At 62.2% G+C, this 703-nt stretch carries 1 protein-coding gene; it reads left to right on the top strand.

Annotation, left to right across the window (positions count from 1 at the left end; translation table 11 throughout):
- Positions 1–290, top strand: a 290-nt coding sequence (locus QPM17_RS23680; RefSeq protein WP_285394198.1) for a carboxymuconolactone decarboxylase family protein, incomplete at its 5' end; no start/stop codon positions are given.
- Positions 291–703: the final 413 nt, after the last annotated feature.

Consider the following 703-nt stretch of genomic DNA (forward strand, 5'->3'; position numbering starts at 1 on the left):
AGGTGGCCGACGACTATCCCGAGGTATGGCGCGCCTTCGCCTCGCTGGGCAAGGCATGCGCCGAGTCCGGCCCGCTGGATGCCCGTACGCGTCGTTTGGTCAAGCTGGCGCTGGCCGTGGGCGGCGGCTCCGAGGGGGCCGTGCATTCCCACATGCGCCGCGCCATGGAGGAGGGCATCGAGCCCGAAGCCTTGAAGCAGGTGGCCATGCTGGCGATTCCGACCCTGGGGCTGCCGGCGGGGGTGGCGGCACTGACCTGGATCGAGGACATCACTGACGCCAGGCGCTAGGGAGCGCTAGCTAAATGCCTTGCCGTTCGGTGGATGTCTCGGTCCGCTGCCTGCGTCATTCGGACGCAGGCGGGACGACCCCACATATTTCGCCACTTTCCGCTCTCTTCATTGGCGTATTGATTGACGTCAATGTCTGGTAAGGTCCAGAGCTGTTAATCTGAAGAAGCATAACAGATGCATCTTTTAAAGGGTGGGACGCCGGCCTTGGTCGCAGGTCCCGTAGGCAAGCCAAAAACTAGTAAGGGGGATGGCCATGACCGAAGGCCTCACAAAGGCGGCGGCCCGCAATATCTTCTATGGCGGTTCGCTGTTCTTCTTCCTGTTGTTCACCCCACTGAAGGCCCACAGCCCCAGCTACATCGTGACCAACTCCACCGACACCGAATGGCACACCGACTCCGTCGAGCTCG

This window comes from Marinobacter azerbaijanicus (genome assembly GCF_030250645.1).
In the GTDB taxonomy this organism is placed as follows: domain Bacteria; phylum Pseudomonadota; class Gammaproteobacteria; order Pseudomonadales; family Oleiphilaceae; genus Marinobacter; species Marinobacter azerbaijanicus.